Below are 17797 nucleotides of genomic sequence, written 5' to 3'. Positions count from 1 at the left end.
ATCAAAGCTCCGTATCGGGTCTGTCCGGCGTGTAGTAGGCCGGAGTTTGTTCCTGTGATTGAGACACGGCGGGAGGAGCCGCGACAGGTTTCACGGTTTCAGGCCGGGGCTTCGGCTCACGCTTTCGCGGCGTCGCCTTTTGGGGAAGCACCTTTGCCCGGATGACGGGCACCGGGATGGCCACGTTGCCCTGGGCCATGATTTCGGTCAGTTCCCGAAGCGTGTAGCCCTTCTCAAGCGCTTTCAGGATGTTGGCGTTGAGCAGTTCGGCGGCTTCCTCCCGCGTCTTGCCGAGATTTTTGTCCGGCAAGTCGTCAAGGATTTTCCGCATGGCATTGATGTCTTTCACCGGAATACGTTTGAACTTTCCCATGAGCGTCGCTCCCGCCTTACCGCATCCGCATACGCGGCTGACTCCGCTGTTCCCGCTCTATGCGCCGTTTTTCAAGGTCGCCAACAAGGTCTGCAAGCTGCTGTACACTTCGCTGACATCGGTGAACAATCGTTTCAAGGTGCGCAGTTCCGCCTGAAGCAGCATCTGTTTTTCCTCCTGCGTCTCCAGCCGTGTGCTGAATGCCGTCAATCGGGCGTTGCAGTTCTCCTCCATCCGTTTCAGACTTTGCATCAACATCCGTTCTGTTTCGGTCATGAATGGTATCCTCCGGAAGCTGGGGCAAAAGGAGGGCTTCCTCGTCAGGGAGCTGTTTCCATTTTGCCGGATAGCGTTTGATGTTGCAGGTGGCGCGCTTTTCAATGACGCGCTCAAAATCCTGTTGCAGACGGGCGACCATGCGTCGCGCCGTCTCCTTCTTCTTTTCTTCGGATTCGTTCTCCGGGGCGGCTTTGGGCGTCCATCCACTGGCGTAAAAGCCTCCCCTGAAGCGCATTTTCATGCCGCTGCCCGGGGCAATGACACTGATGTAGTCCCTGCCTTCGCGGTTGATGCGCAGCCCCTGTTCCTTCAGGGCGTTCAGAACATCTTCCCGGTCCCGGACAAGTCTCCGCGCCACTTTCTCCTTGAGAAAGGCATGAATGACCTCTTTGGCCCGGTCGCGGTCGCTTTCCATGATTTCCTTGCCCCATCTCGCCATTCGCGCCTTGAACAGGTCGGCCTTTTTCGGAAGCTCGTCCCGTGCCCGTGCCGGGTCGTCGGGACGCGCCCAGCCCTCGCGCCAGTTGAAGAGGTCGCGGAAGACGTCAAAGCCCTTGTGCCAGCCGGGCGGGCAGGCGTTGAAATCCTTGCCGCTGGAAAGTTCTAGTCGTGGAATGAGGAAATGCAGCTCATGGTGTCCGGCATGGGTATGCCGTACCCACAAAATATTTCTCTGGTCAGGTTCCAATCCGGCGAAGGCCACGCGCTCAAAGGCGTCCATGACTTCCTCTTCCTGTGCCTCGCTGATCTTCTCATCCGGGTGCCATGACAGAACGCCGGAAGTGAATTTCCATCGCCGCTCTATGCTGTCGATAAGCGCGCGGGTCATGGCGGGATCGCCGCGCAGCACCTGGGGCGGGGCTGTGTCTCTCCCCGGATAATCCGGGCGTACAAGATAGCGGCTGGGCTTGTCGCCTTCCCCGATGCCGTGCGGAAAGACTTTCATCAGCATGGCTTCGCCTCCGGTTCATCTTCCGTTGAGGCGCATGATGCGAACTCGATAATGCGCTGTTCGATGCCCGCCAGCGCCGTCAATACCTCCACGGCTTCCGCCGCCCGCTTATAGGTGTTGGCCCATTTCGCAAGTTGGTTGATGTTTGCACCGATGCGGGCCAGTTCTCGCAGTCGTCGTTTTTCTTCCGGCGTTTTCCGCAGGCGGACGCCAAGGCAGGTTTGGCGGATGTAGTCCGACATGCTCATGCCGTGCAGCCCGGCATTGAAGCGGAGAATGTCACGCTCCTCCGGGTACACGCGCAGGATGACGGCGGCGTTGCGGACGGGCTTGACGCGCTTCACCGCTTTCCCTGCCTTTGGGCTTTCCCGGGTTCGAAGGGGCAGCGCCCCTCGCCAGCCGTGCAGTATGACGCGGAGCGTCTATACGAAACGTAGGCTGGCCTTCGGAGATAATGCCGGACGAATGAACAGGCATCCGTGCGAAAACGAAGACGCATGATGCGGGCATCAGGAATGTGGCGGGTGCGTATCAGACGTGAAGCGGAGTTGTATCCGGCGTGCTGCTGATAGGTATGACGACGGCACCGGGTAAACATCCGGTTCACAAGAAGACGGTATGCGGCATGAGCCTGAACACCATACGAAACACCTCCGGCCAGTGTCCGGCTCAAAGTGTAGTCAGCATGGTGAGCGGGCCGGGGCGGGTCCATGAACGCATGACGGACGGTAACAGCGCATGTATCGGGAAAACTCTGTGGAGCATAAACCGGGGCGACCTTGTGTGTATCGTGTCCGCTACGTGTCTGTATAGGGGAGAGCCTTGAGAGGCGAGAAATGCCTTTCTGTTTTACGGTCTTGGTGTTCCTGAAGAACAAATTTCTTTTGGCGAGTCGCGGATATTCAGTCGAGCTGCGACAAGGCAACAGACGTTCACTATATCTCCGAAAGGAACCGGACTGCTGGATATCGCTATTCATGGCTGCCGTCCTTACCCACGCTTTCGATGAACGCCTTGATGTCTTCAACTCGCCAGACTGTTGTGCGAGGGCCAAGTTTCACGGGCTTGGGATAGCGACCGGTACGGCAGCCTTCCCACCAAGCGCTCTTGCTTATGGGAATCAGGGCGATGACTTGAGGAAGACGAAGAAAACCACACGAGGGGATTTTCGTATCAGATCGTGACATAAAAACTCTCCTGAATCTTGCTGAATTTCAGGAGAGTCTGGCACATGTCACAAGATTCCCGTGAGGGAATCGGACGGGAAAACGGCAGGAAAATCTAAAAAAGACGGGAAAACAGCAGACTGGTCATACCTTGAGTATGGAGTATGCATCCGCTTCCTTGAGGAGCATATCCATCAGATTGCGATAGGATTTTTCGTCCCTGTACTCTTTTTCCGCAAGCAGGCGGCCCACATGCGTCTTCCGGCCCTGTGGGGCTTTATGGCCTGCCTCGGATTTTTGGGGACCGCACCAGTACAGCAGAACGTAGGCGATCACCGCGAGGGGATACTTCTCTTTCATGGCGTCACGGACAGCCGTGTCGGGTCTTCCTTCCCAGATGGCGCCAGGAACGTAAAAAACGAGTTTTCCATCCTGTGGCGACCGTTCACATGTGGGAAGTACCGCCGCTTTATCAGCAACAGCCGATTCCGGCGGAGCTGCCCGTAAAACGGATTCCACAAGGGCGCGGGTGATGCCTTTTACTTCCCGGCGCAGGGGATAATGACGGAGATGCCTGATAGCGGAGTCTCTATCCACCATTATGGTATCGACAAAGTTATGCGCAATAAAGTGGTAGCTTGAAACGGGAATGGAACATACCGGCTTCTCAAACAGTGCCGAATCCGGTGAATACTGCTCGAAAATATTTTCTGTGTTCAGCCTATCCAGACTGTTGAACAGAAATTCTCGTTCCTTTGAAAATATGGACTCCATATCTTCATAGGACTCTTCAAGAATAGATGTCAGTCCCGGTTTCAGCACATTGACATGGATATTCAGGGAGAGCCTCCTGAAAAAGTCCATGATGTCATGGGCGAGCAGGTATGTTTGAAATCTTTTGAGCGACAGGTCCAGCTGAGGCAACGTCGGGCTTTCCATTTTGTAGACGGCCTGACGAGCATCCGCAAAAGCCCGCCAGAATGTCTCATGCGTCCTGTTCCATAACTCCACGGGAAACACGGCGTCGGGCCAAAGGGACTGAATAAGCTGTTCGACTTCATTGGCGGTCAGATCGTATGCCTGCCGTACCCTGCCCATGGATATTTTTTGCTGGTCTGACATGGGGAAAAAATAGCTCAAACATCGTAGCTGGACAATATGGAAACGGGCGGCACGAATTTTCATGGCAAAAACTCGTGCTGCCCGTTTAAATATGAAAGGCATTGCTCAGCTATACCACTCCCGGATTATATCCATGTCGTCGTAACCGGCCTGCCTCATACGCTCCTTTTCTTCTTCGCTCCAGCCGGTGTCGTTGCTCGTCACCTGGGCTTCTCCTTCTATTTTCCCAATGGAGATACAAACCTCACGATCGGACCTGGCCTTCTCTTTCATACTTCCTCCTTGCTTCTTTTCTGTTGTGTGTTGCGTAGTCTATCCAGATAATCCGCCCATGCCTGCATAAGACGACACCGTTCATCCATATATTCCGCGCGATTGTAGGCAAGGCGAACGGTGTCCGGCTCCTTGTGCGCAAGCTGCGCTTCAATAACATCCGCTCGGAAGCCAAGTTCATTGAGTCTTGTGCTGGCCATTGCCCGGAAGCCGTGCAGAGTCATGGTTTCCTTGCCATAGCCCATGCGCCGCAACGCGGCCAACGGCGCGGCATCGCTGATGGGAGTAGTGAGTGCGCGGGCGCTGGGGAAAAGCAGTTTTCCGTTGCCGGTATAGGCGTGAAGCTCATTCAGCAAGACCAGCACCTGTTTGGACAACGGCACCACATGCTCGCGCCGCATTTTCATGCGCGATGCCGGAATGATCCATGTGGCGTTTTTGAAGTCAAACTCGCTCCAGTGCGCAAGCCGCAATTCCGAAGGGCGAGTGAAAACGTAGGGCAGGATTTTCAGGCAATAGACAACGGAGGTATAGCCGACATAGGCATCAATATCCCGCAGAAGCTGGCCAATATCGTCCGGCAGGGTGACGGCGGCGAAATGCGTTGTCTGCACCGGCGTCAGGGCTTCGGTCAATCCCGCCGCCACATCATATTTCACGCGGCCTGTGATGCGGGCATAGCGCGTCACCTGTCCGCACAGACGCATGAGCTTGTGGGCTGTTTCGTGATGGCCGAGACGCTCGGAAGGCTGGACAACCTGCAAGAAGTCGGCAGGTTCAAGCTGAGTAATGGGCTTGCCGCCAATGGCCGGGAAAAGCGTGTTTTCCAGATAGCGGCGCAATTTCTTGGCGTGCTTTTCGGAGAGCGTCGGCTCGTACTTGGCGAACCACTCCCGTGCCACAAATTCAAAGGTATTCCGTTCTTCCCGCTCTTTTGCGAGTATGGCTTCTCTGGCCTGCTTTTTCTCCTCGCCGGGGTCAATCCCCTTGGCAAGTGATTCTCTGGCTTCATCGCGTCGATGGCGGGCATCTTTCAGGGAAACTGCCGGATATGCGCCAAAGCTTAAAAGTTTCTGCTTGCCCTCAAATCTGTAGGCCATGCGCCACAATTTGCTGCCTGTGGCCGTCACATGAAGGTACAGGCCGCCGCCGTCAGAAAGCTTTTGCACCTTGCCGTTGGCCTTGGCGTTCCGCACAGCGGCATCGGAAAGTTTCATGTTGGTATCCTCCAAAACAGTCCAAAAGTGTGCGGCAAAAACCAGAAAAATATACCTCCATCTGTTTGAATTCAAAGAAGATTTATAGAATGCTGGTATTTCGCCGTGCCGAAATGGCGTTGTGGTATTGGTACCTGCGAATCTACCAACGATTTTTGGGGGTGTCCACGTGGGTACTTGGTTTTTACTGGACAAAAAGAGAAGGCCGGAATCACGTTTTTATTAGTGATTCCGGCCTTCTATGGACTATTTTGGACTTCTTGTTGGTGCCGAAGGGGAGACTCGAACTCCCACTCCCTTGCGAGAACTAGACCCTGAACCTAGCGTGTCTACCAATTCCACCACTTCGGCGCGAAGATGTATTTAGCCTAAGCGGCACCGGCTGGCAAGTATTTTTTTCAAATCAGGCAAAAAAAATTTCCATGACTGCCGCAAATCCTTACGAGTCGCCAAAGTGCAGAAGACGAAAGAAATTCGGCGGCGCGCATGGAAGACGGAGGCACTCTGCAAACGGCAATCTCTGTCGCGTTTGACAGAGTTCGCATCTTGGGGATAGGGGAAGATCAGACACAAATCGTGCATCTTCGCACGGATAGCGCGCATTTCTATTTTCCAAAGGACATCCCATGCAAAAACTGCAAAAAGGTTTCTGGCACTATCTTGAGCTCTGGCGGGCGCTCTTTCCCCGCCGCCGTCCGTTGCGCTGGCGCGGCGACTGGCTGCAAAACGGCTATTGCCGCGACTGCCGTTACTGCTGCGGCCCGCAGGACTCCAACGTGCCCTTCCCCATGGCCCTGCTGCCGGGACAACTCCGCCCCAACCTCAGCGATGATTTCTACCTGCTCAACGCGGATACGGCCTATCTGGACGCCAGGGGCTGCAAGTCCGACACGGACCACGGCTGCCGCCTCATGCGCGCACAGCGGCCTGTGGCCTGTGGGCTGTTCCCGCTGGTGCTGGCCAACGGCGGTCTCTATCTCTATAAAACCTGTCCGGCCGTGATCTTTACGCCGCTGGACCGCCTGGCCGACCTGGGCCTGGAGGCCGCCCGCCGGCTGAGCGGTTTCAGCCTGGAGGATCTGCGCCACATCTCTCTGGAGCTTCCGCTCCGGACTCTGGCGGAGCATTATATCTCGCTGAACATCACGCTTTTTGACGAAAACGGCGTGGAACTGCGCCTGAATTGAAGGCGGGGCGGGCTTACCAACCGGGCAGAAATGTCCGGCTGGCATAGTCCTGCGGAATGCGCAAAAAATCAGCCAGCGGCAGGGCCAGATAGCGGGCCAGAAGGCATCTGTTCAGCCCGGCATGCCCAACCAGGACCAAAAGCCCCTCGGGATAGCGCGCCCGCCAGCGCTCCAGAGCCGCCAGGGCCCGTTGCTGCACCCGGACGAAACTTTCGCCGCCGGGCGGGCTGAAATGAGCGAGATCCCGGCCGCGCAAGGCGTACTGACCGGGAAAGGCCCGCTCCACCTCTGCGGGCGTCAGCCCTTCCCAGGCTCCCAGGCTGACTTCGCGCAGATTCGCGTCCGCATGCATAAGCAGGGGCCGCCCGGCAGCGGCGGCAAGGATAGCCGCCGTCTCCCGGCAACGGGACAAATCCGAACTCAACAGAGCAACAAGGCGCGGATCAGCCAGCACCGGCGCAAGGTCTACAGCCAGAGCCCGAATCTGGGCGCGCCCGGCTTTGCTCAACGGCAAATCGCGCGCCCCCACGAAGCGCCGTTCCGGGTTGGGCGGCAATGCGCCGTGGCGCACGAGCCAGAGGCCCCGCTCCGCCGTCACGCATCCCCCCCGCTGCTGTTCGGTCCGGCTTCCGGCTCCCCGTCTATGGCCTCGGGCAGGGCTCCAAGGGCCTGCCGGGCGATATCCGCCGGGGACCGTCCCACTTCGCGGGCCAGACGCGCCTCCAAGGCTCGGGCACGGCCCAGACGGCCCCGGATGGCCGCACAGGCGGCGGGATCGGCGGCATAGAGAGCCAGCTTCTGGCCGAAACGCCGCTCCAGCGGCACAAATTCCCGGCCGTAACAATACTTGTCCGCCAGATAGACCAGTTCGCGCTCAGTCAGTGGTGCGGTGTCGGGTACGCTCAGATCGCGATGATCCGCCACCAGCGCCGCGGCCACGGGCAGGCCCAGCTCCGCCAGAAAGCGGCCTCCGGCCTTCTCGTGCTCCGGCAGGCCCTTGCAGATATCGTGCAACAGCCCCCCGGCGCGGGCCAGCTCGGGATCCGGCCCGGTCCCGGTCCAGCCCCGCTCCACCCTGCTCTCACGCAGAGCCTGGGCCAGGGCAGCCGCCACGGCGCTCACAGCGCTGGCATGGCGCAAGCCGCGCTCAGGAACGCGGCACAGGCGCAGCAGACTCCAGGCTTCGGCGGGCCACAGCGCCTCCCGCGAGGCGGCCAGCCTCCGCAGACGGGCGTAATCCTCGGGCCGGTCCATATCTTCCAGAATAAAGGAATCCGCCACCGGCACAGACCGCCGGGGGAGCCCGGCCAGAGCAGCCCGCAGGCCGCCCTCGCCCTCCCCCCGCGCATGGGCCAGGATATGTTCCCGGCACGCGGCGGGCAGCAGCGGCGGATGGCCTTCCTTGCCCTCATAGGTGGGAATCAGTACGGAAGGTAATCCGGGCCGAGACTCATTTGCCGACGCGTCCAGCAGCGCCGCCAGGGTCAGAGAGCGGACCAGAGGCACGTCCACCGGATGCACGAAACAGGCGGCGCAGTCCTCAGGCACGGCACGCAGCCCGGCGCAGGCGGAGGAGAACATGCCCTCTTCCGGCCGGGGATTGCGGACGACGGTCAGTCCCAGTCCGCGCGCCGCCGCCTCCACCTCTGCCGCATGGAAACCGCTGACCAGCAGAATATCTTCCACGCCCGCGCCGCGATAACAGCGAACCAGTCCCTCCAAGGCGGAACACGGCGCGCCGCCGGACAAAAGGGGCAAAGGCAGCAAGGCCTTCACCGCTCTCATGCGTGATGCCCGGCCCGCCGCCAGCAGAATGGCGCATGCCTTCACGATCCCGCTCCTTCAGAAAAACGCGCCGCATCCAGCTGTTTCGCCCGTGACGCACCGCCGCCCTTGGCCGGATGAACCACACGCACTCCCTGCCCCGCGTCCATATCCAGCCGCCCCTGCAACGGCCCCAGACGCGGCAGAGGGCTGCCGCAACGGCAAGGCCCCGGCAGCAAACTCGCAAGGTCGCCGGTACGGTACCGGATCAGCGGCATGGCCTCGCGGTGGAGCGTGGTCAGCACCACTTCGCCCGTTTCTCCCCAAGGCAGCGGTCGCCCGTCGCGCGGGTCCACCACTTCCAGCAGGGCGTCCAGAGCCCGCAAATGATAGCCGTCGTGAGCCGGGCATTCCACGGCGCAGCCGAAGCCGCTTTCCGTCAGGCCGTAGTGATCCAGCAGCTCGCAGCTCCAGGCCACGCGCAGCCGTTGCTTCAGCTCCGGCTCAAGCCGGTCCGTGCTGGAAAGCACTCCGCGCAGGTCCGGCGGCGCGACCCGCGGAAAACTGCTCAGCAAGCCTTCCAACTGCGCGGGAGCGGCCACCAGAGCCTGGGGCCGGTGCTCCGCCAGCCAGTGGGCCCGCGAGGCATCCCCGGCGGGGCTCATGTCAACGGCTATAATTGAGGGCAGCCCCTCCACCAGGACGCCCGAGGGGCCCAAGGCTCCCCTCAGCAGGTCCGCCACGCCGTCGGGGCGCTCCGCCCCCGGCAGAAACACGGCCAAGCGCTCGCCCTCACGCACAAGTTGCCCCATGCCCACACGGAAAAAGTCGCGGGTGCGGTCCAGATCGCGCTCCGTAAAGGCCAGGCGCTTGGGCGCGCCCGTGGTGCCCGAGGTTTGCAGGCTGACCATGCGTTGGACGTCGCCCTGCGACACACAGCAAAAATCCCTCCAGTCACGCAGATGGGCGGCCGTGGTGAACGGCAGACGGGCCAGATCCTCGGGTTCGCGCATCTCCAGATCGCAACCGGCCAGATGCCGGGCGTAAAAGGCGCTGTGCCGCGCGGCATGGCGCAGAATACGGTTCAGGGCTTCGGTCCGCGCCGCGCGCAGTCGTACCGGAAGCGCCGCCATGCTTTCCGCGCCGCAGGCCTGGGCCAGCCAGCGGTCCATGGGATGAGGGCGAGGGCCGGAGCAGCGCCCGCAATTCACGCCCAGGCCCCGCTGTAGAGACGAGCGCCGTCGCGGGCCGTGAGATTGTGCAGGCAGAAAGGCACCAGCCGCCCGTCCGCCTGGACCACATGGATGCAGCAGCCGCGCACCCGCTCCAGATCCAGACTGCAGGCATCCTGAAAGGCCATGGCTGAAACGGTGAAACGCTGTTCCACCCCGGCCCGGTTCAGAAAGCGGCTGAAATCATCGGCAAGGTCCGGAAACCTCGCGCCGCCCGGCGTGTCCGTCTGCTCCCGTTCGGCTCCCTTCCAATGCAGGGCCACAAACCGCCTGGCCTTGCGCGCGCCTTCCGCCGCCGGAGGCGGCACGGGAGAGCAACAGGACTGCCCGGCCTGGGGCAGCCATTCCAGCGCGGTGCCGTCAACGCCTGTGCGGCGATAGGCCGCGCTGAAGGAACAGAGCGCATGCTCGCAGCCCGGCGGGTGAAAATGCTCCATCCGGACCAGTTCCGGCGCCTGCCGCACCAGCGCGGCCATAACTTCGGGCAGGGTCAGCCGGGGCGCGTCGCTCAAGGCCCAGGGATAACGGCCGAACGAGGACACCGGCTGAAAATGCACGCCGCGCACTGCGGGCCCCAATGTCAGAGCCAGGCGGAGCAAATCCCCCACTTCACCGTCGTTGACGTGGCGAGCCAGGGTGGCCACCAGCACCACGCCCAGACCGGCGGCGGCGCAGGCCTCCACGGCCCGACGCTTCAGGTCCAGGCAGGCTCTGCCGCGCAGGCTCTCGAACACGGCTTCGCGCACGCCGTCCCATTGCAGATACACGGAATCCAGACCCGCGTCCCGCAGCCGGGCGGCGTAGCCCGCGTCCCGTCCCAGACGCAGGCCGTTGGTATTCAGTTGCACCAGACCGAAGCCGCGCTCCCGCGCCAGCGCCACAATGGCGGGCAAATCCTCACGGATGGTGGGCTCCCCGCCGGAAATCTGCACATTGCAGGCCCCGGAGGCGGCTTTCAGACTGTCCAGTTGCGCGGCCAGCGCGGCCAAGGGAGGATCGGGCGGCAGGGCTCCCTCTGCGCTGCCCGCTCCGGCATAGCAAACCGGACAGGCCAGATCGCAACGCATGGTCACTTCCACCAGACCGGCGCAGGTGTGCTGGGCATGCAGGGGGCAGAGTCCGCAGTCAAAGGGGCAGCCCCGCGCCGCGGCAGTACGGGGTTCCTCCGGGTAGGAGGGACTTTTGGGCCGCGACCAGGACTCGAAAGACGGCGCATTCACAACGCCGGGCGTGTCCCCCTGTACATCGCCAAGACCGGATGCAACCCAGACCGGCACGCTGAACGCGCCGTGCTCCGGGCAGGTTTTGCGCAAAAAGACGCTCTGCTCCGCCCCCGCCGTTTCCGGCCGTTCGTACACGGCCTCAATGCGGCGCAGGCAGATGGGGCACAGGCTTTGCGTGCGGCGCAGAATCACGGCATCGACCCCGTCTGGACGGCGGTCAGATCCAGCTCATAATTCTGGGCCAGTTCCAGAATTTTTCCCCAGCATTCAGCCAGCAAATCGCCGCAGGCCACGGGATCAGGCGTTGTGCTTGTTCCGGCTTTGCCCGAAGCGGCTCCCAGGCCCGCCGCGATACAGCCGCAGCTGATGCCGCCGTAAGGACTCACGCGCTCGTAAAACCAGGCGGCATACTCATTAAGCAGAGGCGTGAGCATGGGATGGGCCGTCTCGTCGTCCGCGCCCTTGCCCGCGGCCAGAGCCAGGGCGCAGGCCCCGCCCGTCAGCAGGCCGCAGGGGCCGTCCGACTGGCCGATGCCGTGGCAGAGCCCTTGCATGGCGCGCACCAGATCGGGATTCTGCTGATCGCGCGCCTGCAACATGAGCAAGATCAGCAACTGGCTGCAACAATAGCCCTGGCGGACCATGGGCAACAATTCCAGCATGAGAGGATTCATGAGCCCTCCTTTTGCGCTATCCACAGGCCGTAGCCGACAGATCCCCGCCTCCCGCCGCAGGCGCAGCCGCCGCGCAGCCGTTCGGGCACGGCGTCGGCTCCGTACCAGAGCAGCCGGGCCGCCAGTTCCACCAGCGCCCGGCTGTGGTCCTCAAAACAATGCGGTACAAAACCGGCCCGGACAAGCAGGCCCTCCCAGACGGCACGCGAACGTGCCCCGGCCGGACAACCTGATTCCGGCGGAAGCGGGCTCACGCCCCCCTCCTCCACCATGTCTCCATGCAGGAAAAGATCGCTCAGCAGCAACGCGCCGCCGGGCCGCAAGATCCGACGGCAGCCGCGCAACGCGTCCAAAGGGTCAGGCAGGAGGGAAAGCACGCATTCGCAGAGCACGGCATCCACGCTGTTGTCGACCAGGGGGGGGCGGACGGCGTCCGCTCGCAAAAAAATCACGGCGGGGATGCGCGCCGCTCCGGCTGCCCGCTTCCCCCAAGCTGCATGCGCGCGCCTGTCCAGCCCCAGAGGGCGGTAGCCCAGTCCGGCCAGCAATTCCAGGCTCGCGCCCGGGCCACAGCCCAAGTCCAGCAGCCGCGCGCCCGGCGCAAGGCCGCAGTGGCGCGCGGCCAGTTCCAGAGCGCGCCGGGTCAGCTCCGGACCGCCCGGCCGCCAGAACTCGCCCGCCACGCGCTGAAAATCTTCCTGTTCCCAGAGGGGCTTCACTTGTCTTCCAGCAACGCTTCCACTTCCAGCATTTTGCCCTCGGCCAGGGATTTGGGCACCATGGTCAGCCCGCACTGCGGGCAACGCGGCAGAAAGACGTCAAAAGCGCTGTTCAGATAAAAGACCTGCACTTTGCCCTGCTCCAGCGGGCAGCCACAACGGCCGCACCGCCATTGGCCGCCGTCCGGCGGATAACTGGGTCCCATGGTCATGCGCTTGCACCTCCCTGCTCACAGCAATCCCGGCCGTCCCCCGCGTCGGAGCCGCCGGGACCACCGGGCCCACCGGAACCAGGCACGCGCATGCGGTGGCACCAGGCGTCGTACAGAACAAGCTCGCCGTTCTCCCGGCCGTATTCCACCCAAAAGGTCACCTGACGGGGCCGCCAGGAGCCCAACCGGTGCCCGTTTTCCTGATTTTCAAAGTATTGTCCGCAGGCCTCCACCCCGGCCACGGCCTCTTCCACGTCCAAGAGCAGAATGTGCTTCTCCTCCAGGCGGGCCAGCAAGTCCGGCGGCACATGCAGCGCGCCGGGGGCCGGTTCCGGAAGGTTTTCGCCCAGATAGTCGCGCAGCAGACGGCGGCGCAGGGCCGCCCGGTTAGCCCGGCGCGCCGACAGGCCGGGCCCTCTGCGGGTTCCTCTCCCGGCGCTTTCTCCCCCATCAGAGGCCGGGAAAAGCAGATCCAGCAAATGCCAGCATTCTTTGCCGTCCGCCACCAACCGGTCCCGGCACATGATGCAGGAGGCCAAGGCCGGATACGGCAGCTCGGCGGCACGGTGTTCGCTCATGGCTTGGGCCAGCTCGGGCTGCGCGCACCAGACCAGGCCGCCGTAACCGCAGCAGGCCGTGGTCGCGCCGGTCAGGCGCGGTTCCTCAAGGCGCGCGCCGCATTTCCGGGCCAGGCTGCGCACGGCTTCCAGCCAGGCCGCATCCCAACGGGCCGTGCAGGGATCGTGAATGGAAAAGACCCTCGGCAACGCGGCCCCGGCCCGGCCTGCCGCCTGTCCGCCCGCTTGTTCCGGCGGCAGAGGCAGACCGTCCAGCACCTCCCAGACGGACACGGGCCGCGCCTCGGGCAGAGCCAGACGCAGGGCGCTCAGACAGGAGGAGCAGGCCGCCATGATCCTGGGCCGCCCCAGAGCTTCCCATTCTTTCCGGATTTCCGCCGTGTGTTCCTTGAACAAAGCCTCGCGCCCGGCCCAGCGCGCCGGGATGCCGCAACAGGAAAGCAGCAGGGACACGCCGCTCTCCCCGTCCCGGTAAGGCAGGGCCGCGCGCAAAAAGGCATACAGCGCCGCAGTCTGCTCTCCGCGCGAAGCGGCCAGCTGGCAGCCGGGAAAAAACAGCCAGGACGCGCATGCGCCCTCGGGCAGCGCCACATCCGGCAAGGTCAGGGCGCATTCCGGACCGGAGGCGTTTTCCATGTCCTCCAGGGCGAATTCGTGGGCCGAGGGCGGCATGAAATCGCGCCGCACCATATCCTCGCGCGCCGCCAGGCAGAGCTCGGCCATGGAGAAATTTTCCGGGCACAATTCTTCGCACTGCCCGCAGAGCGCGCAGCCGTTGACCAGGGCATTGGCCGTGTGCAGGCCCTTGACGATGGAGGCGTTATTGTGGATCTGGCGGGCGTAAACGCGCGGGTAGCCTTTGTATTTCTGCAGATAGACGCATTCCCGCACGCAGATCAGGCACTGGCACTGCAGGCAGCGCCCGGCCTCCAGGGCCGCCTCTTCCGTGGCATAGACCGGGCCGGAGGGCTCCACCCGCGCCAGGGGGGCGATGCCGTCCAGGGGCGTGTGCAAGGGGCCCTGCACCTTTTCGCGCGCAGCCGTCAGCGATACCTTGCCCACCAGCCGTTCCAGGGTCTGAGCGGCACGGCGGCCCTGCCCGGCCTGCGCCGAAGCCGAGGCATGGACGTGTCCCGTGGGCGTCCGGCTGAGCCAGCCGGCGCAACAGATATTGTCGCGCCAGTACAAGGTCCGCGCGTCCACGCCATTCACGCCTTCCACGGCGTCCATGCCGCCGGGCGCATCCTCCGCCGGGGCCAGATTCGGGGCCGCGCCCGCGTCTATGAGCACGCCGTCGAACTCCGCCGCTGTCCGGGCCAGAAAATCCACGTTCAGCGCGGCGGGGTTGAACATTACCTTCTGGCGGCCCAGCAGTTCCCAATCGTCGGCCAAGGGATCATCCACGCCGTCCGGGCGCAAGGCCGGATACTGTTTCAGCAGAATGCGTTGTGCGTCCCCCTGATAAAAAACCGTCACCGGATAGCCCTTGCGCGAAAGATCCCAGGCCGCCGCCAGGCCCGCCAGGCCCGCGCCCAGCACGGCCAGGCTGAATTTTTTGCGCGGCATGGGCAGGGGGCGGCTCTGGGTGCCCACGGCACACGCGCAGGCATGCTCCAGGGCGTGGATGGCCAGGCTGCCGCCCAGGTCCAGCCGCAGGCAGACGTTTTCACAAGGATGATCGCAAATCCGGGCCAGAATACCCGGCAAAGGCAGATGGCGCTCCAAAATTTTCCGGGCTTCCGCCGGGCGGCCTTCGGCCATCCGGGCCATGAAGGCCCGCACATCCAGATTGAAGGGGCAGGCCGCCTGACAATGCGGCGGGCTCTCCTGGGTACAGCGGGCCTCGATTTCGTGCAGACGGGTCTGATCCATTTTCCCGGCCTCAGTATGTGGACATTGGAAATTTCACGCGCGGGAGACTCCCGGCGCGGGGCGGAACCTGTTCGCAAGTATGGCACGGCGGGGATTTACACGCAAATCCCCGCCGCGCGGTCCACAACGAATAAACGAACAAGGGGGAGGTTGCCCCTCCCCCTGTTTGCAGATTGTCTTACTTGGGCATGGCCTCCAGCACCTTTTCCGGATAGGCGGGCAGGTGCGTGATGCGCGCGCCGCAGGCATTGTAGATGGCGTTGATGATGGCCGGATGCGGCGCGGTGAGGGGCATTTCGCCCACGCCCGACGCGCCGTGCGGGCCGTCCTTGCGCGGAGTCTTCACATAGACAATTTCCATTTCGTCGGGAATCATCTGGATGGAAGGAATGCCCGCGCCGACCATGGTGCTCTGCTTCTTGATGTCCTCATAATCCTCGGACAGGGCCAAGCCCACGCCCTGGGCCAGGCCGCCGTAAATCTGGCCGTCCACGATCAACTGGTTGCAGAGTTCGCCGATGTCAGCCACGCAGGTGAGCTTTTCCACCTGAGTTTTGCCGGTAGCCTTTTCCACGGCCACTTCGGCCATGAACAGGCCGTACATATAGCAGGCAAAGGGGCTGCCCTGGCCGTTGGCGTCGCAGTCCTTGGCCGGGGCGGACCACTTGCCGTCATAGCGCAGCGGACGGCCTTCGGCCTTCATGCCCGCGTAGTCCAGGAAGCCGCCGGCGGGTTTGCGCATGCCCTCCATGAGCATTTCGCAGGCCACACGAATGGCGTTGCCCGTGACCACCTGCGAGCGCGAACCACCGGCCGGGCCGGAGTTGGGAGTTTTGCTGGTGTCGTTCATGACCAGGCGGATTTTCTCCGCCGGGATGCGCATCGGACGCAGGGCTTCATGCGCCGTGCCCAGAGCGCCGGAATCCGCGCCCTGGCCGTGATCCTCCCAGGAGGAGCCCACGGTCACGCCGCCGTCCTCATTGAGTTCCACCCAGGCCTCGGAGGTGTCCGGGCCGTCCAGGCCCGCGCCGTACACGCCCAGAGCCACGCCCACGCCGCGTTTGACTTCGGGGGTGGAAAGATCCTTGGCGCGTTTCTTGGCGGCTTCATACTTGGGACGCATGATGTCGAACATCTCCGGCAGGCTCATGACTTCGGGGGTCTGGCCCGTGGGCGTGGTGTCGCCTTCCTTGTAGCAGTTGAGGGCGCGCAGCTCAAAGGGGTCCATACCCAGCTTCTCGGCCAGCATGTCCATGAGCACTTCGGAGGGGAATTCGCTTTCCGGCGCGCCGTAGCCGCGGAAGGCCGCGCCCCAGCAGTGGTTGGTGCAGACCGTGCGGCCTTTGCCCCGGATGTTGGGGATGCCGTAGCCCGCGCCGATGTACTGCGCGCCGCGCAGGGTCAGCAGGTCGCCGAATTCCGAATACGGGCCGTGGTCCACGGACCAGTCCGTTTCCATGGCCAGGATTTTGCCCTGCTTGTTGGCGGCAAAGCGCATGGTGGTCCAGAAAGGCGAGCGCTTGCCGGTGTACTGCTGCTGTTGTTCATAGTTGTAGCGCAGATGGCAGGGACGGCCCGTGGCCATGACGGCCACGCCCAGCAGGGCTTCCATGGTGGGGCTGAACTTGTAACCGAAGGTGCCGCCCGTGGTGTTCTGCACCATGACCAGATCCTTGGGGAATTCCAAGCCCAGGCCGGGCGCGATCATCAGAGCGTGCAGATGAATGCCCACGGATTTGGAGTGGATGACCACCTGGCCCTGATCATTGATATACGCATAGCCCACGTCCGGCTCAATGGGCAGATGGGGCTGGCGCTGGGTATAGAAGCTGCCTTCCGCCACCACGTTGCCGGGGTCGTCGAAGAAAGGTTGGGTCTCCCCGCCCTTGGCTTCATTCTGGTCGTAATAGACGTTGGGCGTGCCGGGATGGATTTCAATGGCGTCCGGGGCCATGGCTTCGGGCGCGCTCATGTATTCGGGCAACAGCTCCAGGTCGAATTTAACCTTCTCCGCCGCGGCGCGGGCATTGGCCTCGCTGTCGGCGCAGACGATGGCCAGGGCGTCGCCGTACTGGAATACCTTGGTATCATTAAGAATAGGCCGTTCCCAGCCGTCGCCCTTGTTGGTGGGGAAGGTGATCAGGCCGGTGATGCGGTTTTTGCCCTTGACGTCCTTATGGGTCAGCACGCGATACACGCCGGGCATCTTTTCGGCTTCCGAGGTGTCGATGCCCTTGATGATGGCATGGGAAACCTTGGCCTGGGCCAGGGCCAGATGCAGGGTGTCGGGCGGCATGCGGTAGGCGGCGTCGGCGCCGAATTCCGCCACGCCCGTGACCTTGGCCACGGCGCTGGGCCGGGGCAGGCGCGAACCCCAGATGCGGCCGTCGGCGGGCATCTTGAACTGGATGTCCTCCAGAGTTTTTTCGCCGCGCATCACGGCCGCCGCGTCCATGACCGCGTCCACCAGCGGTTTGTAGCCGGTGCAGCGGCAGATATTGTGGTGTTTCTGGAACCAGTCGCGCACGTCCTCACGGCTGGGATTGGGATTTTCATCCAGCAGCCCCTTGGCCGACACGATAAAGCCCGGCGTGCAGAAACCGCACTGGGCCGCGCCGTGGAAAATCCAGGAATGCTGCAACGGATGCAGGCAGGTGGGCGTACCGATGCCCTCCAGAGTGGTGACGGCGGCGTTTTCCGGCACACGGCGCATTTTGGTGATGCAGGAGCGCACCACCTTGCCGTCCAGAATCACGGTACAGGCGCCGCACTGGCCCTTGCCGCAGCCCACCTTGACGCTGGTCAACTGCAACTGCCCGCGCAGCACGTCAACCAGGGTGTCGTCGGGGTTGACCAGCAATCGTCTGGGAATGCCATTGACCACAAGCGTTTTTGTTTCCATGTGCGACTCCTTGGTAATGTATGGATATCCGTGCCGGAGCGGCCAATCCGCC

Annotated in this window: 17 protein-coding genes and 1 tRNA gene; 1 reads left to right on the top strand and 17 read right to left on the bottom strand. The window is 62.8% G+C overall.

The genetic code is table 11. From position 1 onward, the window contains the following. Position 1: 1 nt before the first annotated feature. From KH208_RS04775 to KH208_RS04740, 8 genes are all read right to left on the bottom strand, one after another. Positions 2 to 373, bottom strand: a complete 372-nt coding sequence (locus KH208_RS04775) for a hypothetical protein (RefSeq protein ID WP_278732193.1) — start codon at positions 371 to 373, stop codon at positions 2 to 4. Positions 374 to 389: 16 nt separating this feature from the next. Beyond that, on the bottom strand, positions 390 to 1481 hold the full coding sequence (locus tag KH208_RS04770; protein WP_291434298.1) for a relaxase/mobilization nuclease domain-containing protein: 1092 nt from the start codon (positions 1479 to 1481) through the stop codon (positions 390 to 392). A gap of 116 nt (positions 1482 to 1597) precedes the next feature. After that, positions 1598 to 1948: a plasmid mobilization relaxosome protein MobC gene (gene mobC, locus KH208_RS04765; RefSeq protein ID WP_278732189.1), complete on the bottom strand. Its 351-nt coding sequence runs from the start codon at positions 1946 to 1948 to the stop codon at positions 1598 to 1600. Positions 1949 to 2575: 627 nt separating this feature from the next. Continuing rightward, positions 2576 to 2791, bottom strand: coding sequence for an AlpA family transcriptional regulator (locus KH208_RS04760; RefSeq protein ID WP_005029518.1), 216 nt, complete (start codon positions 2789 to 2791; stop codon positions 2576 to 2578). Positions 2792 to 2914: 123 nt separating this feature from the next. Next, the gene (locus tag KH208_RS04755; RefSeq protein ID WP_291434295.1) at positions 2915 to 3955 is read right to left on the bottom strand and encodes a hypothetical protein; all 1041 of its coding nucleotides are present in this window, start codon (positions 3953 to 3955) and stop codon (positions 2915 to 2917) included. A 42-nt stretch (positions 3956 to 3997) separates the two neighbouring features. After that, a complete protein-coding gene (locus KH208_RS04750) occupies positions 3998 to 4165 on the bottom strand; it encodes a hypothetical protein (protein WP_169739150.1) in 168 nt (55 codons plus the stop codon). Beyond that, positions 4162 to 5382 carry an integrase arm-type DNA-binding domain-containing protein gene (locus tag KH208_RS04745; protein WP_291434290.1) on the bottom strand — a complete coding sequence of 407 codons (1221 nt, stop codon included), beginning with the start codon at positions 5380 to 5382 and terminating at the stop codon, positions 4162 to 4164. Before KH208_RS04745 ends, KH208_RS04750 begins: the two co-directional genes overlap by 4 nt. Positions 5383 to 5646: 264 nt before the next feature. Continuing rightward, a tRNA-Leu gene (locus KH208_RS04740) sits at positions 5647 to 5733 on the bottom strand. A gap of 275 nt (positions 5734 to 6008) precedes the next feature. Here KH208_RS04740 and KH208_RS04735 point away from each other — a divergent pair. Beyond that, the gene (locus KH208_RS04735; RefSeq protein ID WP_291434289.1) at positions 6009 to 6569 is read left to right on the top strand and encodes a hypothetical protein; all 561 of its coding nucleotides are present in this window, start codon (positions 6009 to 6011) and stop codon (positions 6567 to 6569) included. A gap of 13 nt (positions 6570 to 6582) precedes the next feature. On the opposite strand, the gene KH208_RS04730 is transcribed toward KH208_RS04735, so the two are convergent. From KH208_RS04730 to KH208_RS04690, 9 genes are all read right to left on the bottom strand, one after another. Next, positions 6583 to 7167, bottom strand: a complete 585-nt coding sequence (locus tag KH208_RS04730; RefSeq protein WP_291434287.1) for a histidine phosphatase family protein — start codon at positions 7165 to 7167, stop codon at positions 6583 to 6585. Then, positions 7164 to 8399 carry a DVU_1551 family NTP transferase gene (locus KH208_RS04725; RefSeq protein WP_291434285.1) on the bottom strand — a complete coding sequence of 412 codons (1236 nt, stop codon included), beginning with the start codon at positions 8397 to 8399 and terminating at the stop codon, positions 7164 to 7166. The genes KH208_RS04730 and KH208_RS04725 overlap by 4 nt, the downstream gene beginning before the upstream one ends. Next, complete coding sequence (locus KH208_RS04720) at positions 8396 to 9505, bottom strand: DVU_1553 family AMP-dependent CoA ligase (RefSeq protein WP_291434283.1); 1110 nt, start codon at positions 9503 to 9505, stop codon at positions 8396 to 8398. The genes KH208_RS04725 and KH208_RS04720 overlap by 4 nt, the downstream gene beginning before the upstream one ends. 35 nt (positions 9506 to 9540) lie before the next feature. Further along, positions 9541 to 10980: a radical SAM (seleno)protein TrsS gene (gene trsS, locus KH208_RS04715; RefSeq protein ID WP_291434281.1), complete on the bottom strand. Its 1440-nt coding sequence runs from the start codon at positions 10978 to 10980 to the stop codon at positions 9541 to 9543. After that, complete coding sequence (locus KH208_RS04710; RefSeq protein ID WP_291434279.1) at positions 10977 to 11462, bottom strand: DVU_1555 family C-GCAxxG-C-C protein; 486 nt, start codon at positions 11460 to 11462, stop codon at positions 10977 to 10979. Before KH208_RS04710 ends, trsS begins: the two co-directional genes overlap by 4 nt. After that, on the bottom strand, positions 11459 to 12181 hold the full coding sequence (gene trsM, locus KH208_RS04705) for a DVU_1556 family methyltransferase (RefSeq protein WP_291434278.1): 723 nt from the start codon (positions 12179 to 12181) through the stop codon (positions 11459 to 11461). Before trsM ends, KH208_RS04710 begins: the two co-directional genes overlap by 4 nt. After that, a complete protein-coding gene (locus KH208_RS04700; protein WP_287701518.1) occupies positions 12178 to 12393 on the bottom strand; it encodes a DVU_1557 family redox protein in 216 nt (71 codons plus the stop codon). Before KH208_RS04700 ends, trsM begins: the two co-directional genes overlap by 4 nt. Further along, the gene (locus KH208_RS04695) at positions 12390 to 14843 is read right to left on the bottom strand and encodes a pyridine nucleotide-disulfide oxidoreductase/dicluster-binding protein (protein WP_291434275.1); all 2454 of its coding nucleotides are present in this window, start codon (positions 14841 to 14843) and stop codon (positions 12390 to 12392) included. The genes KH208_RS04700 and KH208_RS04695 overlap by 4 nt, the downstream gene beginning before the upstream one ends. A gap of 178 nt (positions 14844 to 15021) precedes the next feature. Further along, on the bottom strand, positions 15022 to 17745 hold the full coding sequence (locus KH208_RS04690; RefSeq protein ID WP_062251656.1) for a molybdopterin-dependent aldehyde oxidoreductase: 2724 nt from the start codon (positions 17743 to 17745) through the stop codon (positions 15022 to 15024). Positions 17746 to 17797: the final 52 nt, after the last annotated feature.

The organism is Desulfovibrio sp., from assembly GCF_018379785.1.
GTDB lineage: Bacteria > Desulfobacterota > Desulfovibrionia > Desulfovibrionales > Desulfovibrionaceae > Desulfovibrio.
The sequence above is the reverse complement of the archived record's forward strand: the minus strand, read 5'-3'. Positions and strand labels throughout refer to the sequence as shown.

Excerpts from the sequence above, each read along its gene's own strand:
- KH208_RS04750 (WP_169739150.1), bottom strand. The coding sequence starts at position 4,165 with ATGAAAGAGAAGGCCAGGTCCGATCGTGAGGTTTGTATCTCCATTGGG.
- KH208_RS04760 (WP_005029518.1), bottom strand. The coding sequence starts at position 2,791 with ATGTCACGATCTGATACGAAAATCCCCTCGTGTGGTTTTCTTCGTCTT.
- KH208_RS04770 (WP_291434298.1), bottom strand. The coding sequence starts at position 1,481 with ATGACCCGCGCGCTTATCGACAGCATAGAGCGGCGATGGAAATTCACT.
- KH208_RS04720 (WP_291434283.1), bottom strand. The coding sequence starts at position 9,505 with ATGGACCGCTGGCTGGCCCAGGCCTGCGGCGCGGAAAGCATGGCGGCG.
- KH208_RS04690 (WP_062251656.1), bottom strand. The coding sequence starts at position 17,745 with ATGGAAACAAAAACGCTTGTGGTCAATGGCATTCCCAGACGATTGCTG.
- KH208_RS04700 (WP_287701518.1), bottom strand. The coding sequence starts at position 12,393 with ATGACCATGGGACCCAGTTATCCGCCGGACGGCGGCCAATGGCGGTGC.
- KH208_RS04710 (WP_291434279.1), bottom strand. The coding sequence starts at position 11,462 with ATGAATCCTCTCATGCTGGAATTGTTGCCCATGGTCCGCCAGGGCTAT.
- KH208_RS04695 (WP_291434275.1), bottom strand. The coding sequence starts at position 14,843 with ATGGATCAGACCCGTCTGCACGAAATCGAGGCCCGCTGTACCCAGGAG.
- KH208_RS04775 (WP_278732193.1), bottom strand. The coding sequence starts at position 373 with ATGGGAAAGTTCAAACGTATTCCGGTGAAAGACATCAATGCCATGCGG.
- KH208_RS04745 (WP_291434290.1), bottom strand. The coding sequence starts at position 5,382 with ATGAAACTTTCCGATGCCGCTGTGCGGAACGCCAAGGCCAACGGCAAG.
- KH208_RS04735 (WP_291434289.1), top strand. The coding sequence starts at position 6,009 with ATGCAAAAACTGCAAAAAGGTTTCTGGCACTATCTTGAGCTCTGGCGG.
- KH208_RS04755 (WP_291434295.1), bottom strand. The coding sequence starts at position 3,955 with ATGAAAATTCGTGCCGCCCGTTTCCATATTGTCCAGCTACGATGTTTG.